At 70.8% G+C, this 5,439-nt stretch carries 4 protein-coding genes; 3 read left to right on the top strand and 1 reads right to left on the bottom strand.

The window, feature by feature from the left end:
- Positions 1-57: 57 nt before the first annotated feature.
- Positions 58-1,149 carry an iron-siderophore ABC transporter substrate-binding protein gene (locus G6020_RS13520; protein WP_182610972.1) on the bottom strand — a complete coding sequence of 364 codons (1,092 nt, stop codon included), beginning with the start codon at positions 1,147-1,149 and terminating at the stop codon, positions 58-60.
- A 210-nt stretch (positions 1,150-1,359) separates the two neighbouring features.
- On the opposite strand from G6020_RS13520, the gene G6020_RS13515 reads away from it, so the two are divergent.
- From G6020_RS13515 to G6020_RS17195, 3 genes are all read left to right on the top strand, one after another.
- Positions 1,360-2,850, top strand: a complete 1,491-nt coding sequence (locus tag G6020_RS13515) for a pyridoxal-dependent decarboxylase (RefSeq protein WP_182610971.1) — start codon at positions 1,360-1,362, stop codon at positions 2,848-2,850.
- Complete coding sequence (locus G6020_RS13510; RefSeq protein WP_182610970.1) at positions 2,847-4,331, top strand: SidA/IucD/PvdA family monooxygenase; 1,485 nt, start codon at positions 2,847-2,849, stop codon at positions 4,329-4,331. Before G6020_RS13515 ends, G6020_RS13510 begins: the two co-directional genes overlap by 4 nt.
- Positions 4,328-5,439, top strand: a 1,112-nt coding sequence (locus tag G6020_RS17195; protein WP_241732715.1) for a GNAT family N-acetyltransferase, incomplete at its 3' end; no start/stop codon positions are given. The genes G6020_RS13510 and G6020_RS17195, both read left to right, overlap by 4 nt.

Below are 5,439 nucleotides of genomic sequence, written 5' to 3'. Positions count from 1 at the left end.
CGCCGGCGGCCCCGCGGGTGCGGGGTCGCTCCGGCTCGTCGCGGTCACCTGCATCGGTCAGTTCTGCTCCGCGGCGGCGATGATGTCCGGGACCACGTTGTCGAGCGCCCAGGGCAGGCTGAGCGGCGACGCCGCCGAGATGGACAGCACCTGCTGCTCGTCGGTCTGCACCACCATCCGGCCCGCCTCGACCGCGGGGATGCGACCCAGCAGCGGATCCGCCTCGATCGCGGCGCGCACGTCGGGCGACGCCGCGTAGGTGACCAGGATGTCCGAGACGAGCTCGTCGGCCCGCTCGGGTGACCAGGTGACGGCGAACTGGTCGGCGGCGCCGGTCGAGGCCTCGGAGACGACGGGGGCCTGCACCATCCCCAGCTGCTCGAGGAATCGCGGTCGGTTGTCCACGTCGGTGAACGCGTAGATCTTCTCGGCCGCGTCGGGATCCACCGTGCCGTAGATGAAGGTCGTCCCCCGGACGCCCGGGTGATCGTCGGCGACCTGGGCGATCCGGTCCTCCACCTCGTCGATGAGCTCCTCCGCCCGCTCCGAGCGGCCGAGCGCCTCGCCGATGAGGCGGGTCGAGTCCTGCCAGGGCGTACCGAAGGCCACGTCACCCTCGGGCATCGCGATGGTGGGGGCGATCTTGGACAGGGTCTCGTACTCCTCGGCGGTCATCCCGGAGTAGGCACCCAGGATGACGTCGGGCTGGAGCGCGGCGATGGCCTCGGTGTTGATGCCGTCCGTCTCCGAGTACAACTCCGGCATCTCGCCGCCCACCGACTCCAGTTCGGCGTCGAACCAGTCGGTGGATCCACCGGCGTTGCCGCCGAACGAGTTCCGCGGCATGCCCACCGGAACCACTCCCAGCGCCAGCGAGACATCCGCGTTGACCCAGGAGATCGTGGCCACCCGCTGGGGCGGTTCGGTGATCTCCGTCTGCCCGTACGCGTGGGTGATGGTGCGGGGGAAGTCCCCGTCGCGCTCGACGTCGGTCGCCGTGGCCGGGTCCTGCGATCCACCCACCGAGCCCGTCGTGCACCCGGCCAACACCGCCAGTGTCGCGAGGAGCGCGGCCAGGAGCAGCACGACCCGTGCGCGATCGGGGGCGTCGACCGCACGGACACGGGATCGGACGGTGAGTGGACTCATGGGGTCTCCGATGGGATAAAAGCCGCTTAGGCTTGGCTTACCTTATCGGGGCAACAGTAGAGCGACGATGCGCCGAAACGCAAGACCGTACTCCCACATTCCCACTTCGCCTGGGGCACAACGTGATTCATGTCACCCCAATGTTGATAAGGCAAGCCTACCCTCATAACGTTCGCCGGTACCTACGTCCCCGATCAGTTCGGAGCACCCGTGAACGAACACCTGTTGAGCCACCGGAGCAGGAAGGACCACGCCGCCGCCCTGGCCGCGGCGACCGCCGAGGTCGGTCGATACCTCGACGGTCGTACCACCCCGCGCTCGTCCGCATCGCCCGCGCATCTCGCGTCACAGACCGCGGCGGTGGATCTGTCGACCCCGCTGGGGACGCTCGACAAGGCCCTGGTGGAGGTGCGTGCGCTCTACCTCGACCACGCCGTGGGGTACCACCACCCCCGCTACCTCTCGCACCTCAACTGTCCGGTCACGATCCCCGCGCTGGCCGCCGAGACGCTCGCCACCTCCGTCAACACCGCGGTGGAGACGTGGGACCAGGGCACCTCGGCCTGCCTGATCGAGCAGAGACTCGTCGACTGGGTCGCCGACCTGATCGAGTTCGACCGGCCGGACCGGGTCACGCCGGACGGCGTCTTCACCACCGGCGGATCGCAGTCCAACCTCCAGGGGCTGTTCACCGCTCGCGAGGATCGACTCTCCCGCCCCGGCCCCGGGGGGACCACGCCCGCGGACCGTTGCGCCCGTCTGTCCCGACTGCGGATCGTCACCGGCGAGCACGCCCATCTCAGCGTGGTCAAGGCCGCGCGTCTGCTCGGCCTGGCGCCGGACGCGGTGATCGTCCTCCCCGGGGACGGCGACCGCATGGACCCCGCCACCCTCGACCGCGCCCTGGCATCCGTGGCGGACGCCGGTGACGAGGTCGCGGCCGTCGTCACCCTGGCCGGTACCACCGACCACGGCGCGATCGACCCGTTGCGTGAGATCGGACTGGTCTGTCGCCGTCACGACGTCTGGTTGCACGTGGACGCCGCCTACGGCGGCGGGTTGCTGGTCTCCCCCACCCGACGCGATCTCCTCGACGGGATCGGGCTGGCCGACTCGGTGACCGTCGACTTCCACAAGACCTTCTTCCTGCCGGTGGCCGCATCCGCTCTTCTCCTGCGGGACGGCTCCGGCTTCCGCCACTCCACCGTCAGCGCCGACTACCTCAACCCCGCGGACGGTGACGATCACGCCGTGGACAAGTCCCTGCAGACCACCCGCCGCTTCGACGCGTTGAAGCTCTGGATGACGCTGCGCGTACTCGGCGCCGACGGGATCGGCCGCATGCTCGACGACGCGATCGACGTGGCCCGGCGGATCGGTCGGACCATCGACTCCGAGCCCGACCTCGAGCTGGTTCGCAGGCCGGCACTGTCGACCGTCCTCTTCCGCCCCCGGCCCGAGGGGTGTGACCCCGACGAGTCCGACGCCCTGGTCCGTCCCGTCAGGGACGCGCTGTTCGCCGAGGGACGGTCGGTGGTCGCGGCGACGGTGGTGGACGGCAGACCGTGCCTCAAACTCACGATCCTGGACCCGGAGCTGTCCGACCGGGACGTGGCGGCCGTGCTCGCCGACGTCCGCGAGGCCGCCCGGTACCTGGCCGAGGGGATGCGCCAGGCCACCACCGCGGGGGTGATGTCATGAGCGGGAAGATCCACGACCTGCTGGGGGTGGGCATCGGTCCGTTCAACCTCGGGCTGGCGTGCCTCGCCGAACCGCTGGAGATCGACGCCGTCTTCCTCGACTCCCGCGAGGGCTTCGCGTGGCACCACGGACTCATGTTCGACGACGCGACCATCCAGGTGCCGTTCCTCGCCGATCTGGTCACGCTGGCCGACCCCACCTCTCCGTACTCGTTCCTGTCCTATCTCAAACAAGTGGGCCGGTTGTATCCGTTCTACATCCGCGAGAACTTCCAGCCCCTGCGCGCGGAGTACGACGCGTACTGTCGCTGGGCCTCCGAGCGGGTGGGTGGACTCCGGTGGGGACGGCAGGCGGTGGACGTCCGGCGCGAGGCGGCACAGGGCGCCGGCCGCGGGCCGGACGGGGGGAACGGAGGGACCGACGACGACGAGGACGGGCCCGTCTACCGGGTCACCGCGATCACCTCCGACGGCACGGAGACCTACCGCGCCCGGCACCTCGCACTGGGGATCGGCACCACCCCGTGGTCGCCTGTCGACACGGACTCGCTCGACGGCGCCTCCCCACACGCGGGCCGACGGGTCGCGCTGCACGCTGCCGACTACCTGCACCGGCGCGAGGAGCTGCTCGGGTTGGACTCGGTGACCGTCGTGGGCAGCGGCCAGTCGGCCGCCGAGATCTTCCACGACCTGGTGGCGACGTCCGGGCACTCCGGCCCCCGCGTGGACTGGATCACCCGGTCCCCCCGGTTCTTCCCCATGGAGTACACCAGGCTCACCCTGGAGATGACCTCCCCGGAGTACATCGACCACTTCCACGGTCTCGACGCCGGCACCCGGGACCGGTTGCTGCGCGAGCAACGGTCCCTCTACAAGGGCATCGACGCCGAGTTGATCAACGAGATCCACGATCTTCTCTACCGCCGGTCCGCCCACGGACTGGACACCGGGTTGCTGGTGGCCGCGACCGCCCTGGACGGGGCCACCGTCGACGAGTCGGGGATCCGCCTGGACCTGCACTGCAACGACACCGGCCGGGCCTGGCAACACCACACGGACGGTCTGGTGATGGCCACCGGTTACTCCGCCACCGCTCCGCGGTTCCTCGACGGGATCGCCTCGGAGATCGACTGGGAGGACCCCGGACCCGGGCGGGCCGGCGAGGGCAGGCCCCGTCGCTACCGCGTGGCCCGCGACCACACCATCGACCTGGCCCATCGGCGTGTCCATGTCCAGAACGCCGAGGAGCACACCCACGGGCTCAGCGCCCCGGACCTGGGGATGGGGGCGATGCGCAACAGCCTCATCCTGCGGTCCGTCACCGGTCGCGAGGTCTACCCCGTCGAATCACGCATCGCGTTCCAGCGGTTCGGCGCCCCGGCCGGCGAGTCCTGCCCCACCCGGGAGACCGATCCGACCCGAGCCGGGACGTCCGCCGTGCGCCACTCCCCCGCCGACCAGCAGGCCCAGGAGGCCCGATGAACCATCACACCGTCAGTACCCCCGCCGGGCTCGTCTCGCTCTCTTCCCTCTCCACGGACGCCGATACCGTCGGGACCCTCCACGCCTGGCTCTCGCACCCCGGGTCGGCGTACTGGGGCATGCGGCACATGGCGCCCGAACAGATCTCGGCGTTCTTCCGCGACTGGCAGAGCAGCCCACACCGGCAGGTCCACATGGTGCGTATCGACGGACTGCGAGTGGGGTTGGCGGTGTACTACGACCCGGCCGCGGTCGAGCTCGACGGCTCGTACCCGCACGAACCCGGGGACCTGGGTATGCACCTGCTGGTCGCCCCCTCGCGGACGCCCGTGCCTGGCACCACGGCCGCCGTGATCGGCGCGATCTGCGAGACCGCCTTCGGTCCGCTGGGCGCCCGACGCGTGGTGGTGGAGCCGGACATCCGCAACACCGCCGTGCACCGACTCAACGCCCGTGCCGGCTTCCGGGAGGGCGGGGCGGTGGAACTCGCCGACAAGACCGCCCTGCTCTCCTTCTGCGACGTCGAGGACTTCCGGGCCTCCGAGATCGGCCGGACCACACGGGCCGTGTCGTCGTCATCCCCGTCGGCCGGTGCCGTGCCCCACGCGCACCTCACCGGTCACGCGATGCGGCGGGCCCACCGTCACCTGTGCGCCAAGGCCCTGGCCGAGTTCTCCCACGAGCGACTCGTCTCGCCTCAGCCCACCGCGGACCCGGACGTGTACGAGGTGCGCGCGGCTGAGGAGAGGTGGCTGTTCCGCGGGCGGGTGCTGCCCCTGGAGCACTGGGTGGTGGACGAGGGTTCGCTGCGCCGGGAGGTCGCCGGCGAGCCGGTCGAACCCGACGCCCCGGCCCTCATCACCGCGCTGGCCCCGGTGCTCGGTATCCCCGCGTCACTCGTGGGCGTCTATCTGGAGGAGATCGCCGCGACCCTCGGGTCCGCCGCGTTCTGTCTGCACCACCGCGCCCGCCCCGTGCAGGAACTGGCCGGTGCCGACCTGCAGGAGGTCGAGGCCGCGATGACCGAGGGGCACCCGGGCTTCGTGGCCAACAACGGGCGCATCGGACTAGGGCTGACCGACCGACACCGCTACACCCCGGAGGCTCC

It is taken from the genome of Dietzia sp. B19 (assembly GCF_014145155.1).
GTDB lineage: Bacteria > Actinomycetota > Actinomycetes > Mycobacteriales > Mycobacteriaceae > Dietzia > Dietzia natronolimnaea.
This window is presented reverse-complemented; position numbering and strand designations above follow the sequence as displayed.

Excerpts from the sequence above, each read along its gene's own strand:
- G6020_RS13520 (WP_182610972.1), bottom strand. The coding sequence starts at position 1,149 with ATGAGTCCACTCACCGTCCGATCCCGTGTCCGTGCGGTCGACGCCCCC.
- G6020_RS13510 (WP_182610970.1), top strand. The coding sequence starts at position 2,847 with ATGAGCGGGAAGATCCACGACCTGCTGGGGGTGGGCATCGGTCCGTTC.